The following is a 2,323-nucleotide window of genomic DNA, read 5'->3' on the forward strand; positions in this document are numbered from 1 at the left end:
CTAATGCCCCTCCTCACCGCCCTCACCGAGCCCGCCGCCCTCAGCCTCACCATCGACCTCGCCATCGCGGGCCTGGCCGTCGGCAGCGCCGCCGCCCTCAGCGGCATCGGCCTCGTCGTCACCTACCGGGCGACCGGCGTCCTCAACCTCGCGCAGGGTGCGCAGGCGATGGTCGTCGCCTACCTGTTGCGCGAGTTGGTCGTGGTCTGGCATTGGCCCGTCGGGCTGGCCGGCACCCTCTGCCTCCTCGTCGTCGCGCCGGGGCTTGGCGTCGTGCTCGAACTTGGCGTCTTCCGACCGCTGCAGCGCCGGGGCGCCGGGCCGGCCGAGACCATGGTCGCCACCATCGGCGTCTTCATCCTCCTCACCGGCGCCGTCGTCCTCCTGTGGGGCACCGGCCCCTACGCCGACGCGCCCTCGCTCGTCCCCAGCACGCCCTTCACCCTCCCCGGCGGCCATCTCGTGCGCCTCGACACCGCGGTGCAACTCGGCGTCGTCCTCGCGCTCAGCGCGCTGGTCGCCGTCGTCACCCGCTACACGCGCTTCGGCCTCCAGCTGCGCGCCGTCGTGGACGACCGCCGCCTCGCCGAGCTCTCCGGGGTGAACGCCGGGCGCGTCTCGGCCGTCGGCTGGGCCTTCGGCTCCTTCACCGCCGGCCTGGTCGGCGTCCTGCTCGCCCCCAACCTCCTGCTCGACCCCTACGGCCTGTCCCTGCTCGTCATGGAGACCATGGCCGTGGCCGTCGCGGGCCGCCTGCGCAGCGTCGGCGTGGCGGTCGCGGTCGGCCTGGGCCTCGGCGTCGCAGGCAGCGAACTCACCCGTCTGCGCCCCGGCGGCCAGATCCTGCCGCTGGTCCAGGCCGTGCAGTCGAACCTGTTCGTGATCGCGCTCCTGGTCGTCGTCCTCCTCCAAGGCCGCCTCGGCACCGGCACGCAAGCCCCGCCGGCGCGCGCGAGCGGGGGCGCCGGAGCCGGAGTCGGACGCCTCCTCCCCGAACGCGCCGCCGGCGCCGTCGCCGCGATGGCCTGCACCGTCCTGCTCCTCATGCCGCTCGGCTTCCGCGGCCCCGACCTGCGCAACGCGCTCCAGGTCCCGGCCCTGGCGCTGGTCCTGCTCTCGGTCGTCGTCGTGACCGGCTACGGCGGCCAGGTCTCCCTCGGCCAAGCCGGGTACGCCGGCATGGGAGCCCTCGGCACCGCCCTGTTCATGTCCGGCAAAGTCCCCGGCGTCCCCGCCATGCCCGCGATCCCCGCCCTCCTGTGCGCGGTCCTGGTCACCATCCCCCTCGGCCTGCTCACCGGCTGGCCCGCGATCCGCCGCCGCGGCCTCGCCCTGGCCCTGGTGACGTTCGCGGTCGGCACCGCCATGAGCCGCTTCGTCTTCGACCAGCCCTACGCCACCACCGGCCTGCTCCTGGACCGCCCCGGCTTCCTCGCCGACAACCGCGCCTTCTACGCCGCCGAACTTGCGCTCCTCGCCCTCGGCGTCGTCATCGTCCGCAACCTGCACCGAGGCCGCCTCGGCCGAGCCCTGACAGCCCTCCGCGACCACGAAGCCGGAGCCTCCGCCGCCGGACTGAACGTCCCCTGGCTCAAAGTCTTCGCCTTCCTCACCGGCGCCGGCCTGGCCGCCCTCGGCGGCGGCCTGATGGGCCTCGGCGGCCGGGCCTTCAACGCCGCGACGTTCGACCCCTTACAAGGCCTCATCTGGTTCGCCACCGTCGTCGTCGCCGGCGCGGACAGCGCCCTCGGCGCAGTCCTGGCCGCCGCGCTCCTGGTCGGCCTCGACACCGGCACGGCCCAGGGCATCTCAACAGTCGTCGTCGGCGCCCTGGCCCTCGCCATCGGCCGCATGCCCGGCGGCCTTGCCGGGACGCTGGCACGCCTCGGCACCACACCTTTGACGCCGTCAGCGCAGCTCACTCCCCTCGGCGAGCGCATCCGTGCACACATCGCCCGCCGAACAGCCGCCGGACAGAGCCGACCATGAGAACCTCAGCCCGCCTCACCGCCCGCGGCATCGTCCGCCACTTCGGCGGCGTCCTGGCCGTGGACGGCGTCGATCTCTCCGTCCCACCCGGCCGCATCACCGCCCTCGTCGGCCCGAACGGCGCCGGCAAAAGCACCCTGTTCGACTGCCTCAGCGGCGCCCTGCGCCCGGACGCAGGCCGCGTCATCCTCGCTGGTAAAGACATCGCCCGCTACATTGTCGGCGCGGAATCACTTGACCAGTGAGCTATTACGCACTCTTTCAAGGGTGGCTGCTTCTAAGCCAACCTCCTGGTTGTCTATGCGACTCCACATCCTTTCCCACTTAGCACACG

General features: G+C 73.1%; 1 protein-coding gene and 1 rRNA gene. One reads left to right on the forward strand and one right to left on the reverse strand.

Annotation, left to right across the window (positions count from 1 at the left end; all coding sequences use genetic code 11):
- Window positions 1-3 precede the first annotated feature (3 nt).
- The gene (locus GWK61_RS54125; RefSeq protein ID WP_194922218.1) at window positions 4-1,989 is read left to right on the forward strand and encodes a branched-chain amino acid ABC transporter permease; all 1,986 of its coding nucleotides are present in this window, start codon (window positions 4-6) and stop codon (window positions 1,987-1,989) included.
- Window positions 1,990-2,110: 121 nt separating this feature from the next.
- Here GWK61_RS54125 and GWK61_RS61655 read toward each other — a convergent pair.
- Window positions 2,111-2,323: ribosomal RNA gene (locus GWK61_RS61655) — 23S ribosomal RNA — on the reverse strand; the annotation flags it as partial.

Source organism: Catenulispora rubra (assembly GCF_015356825.1).
Classification (GTDB): domain Bacteria; phylum Actinomycetota; class Actinomycetes; order Streptomycetales; family Catenulisporaceae; genus Catenulispora; species Catenulispora rubra.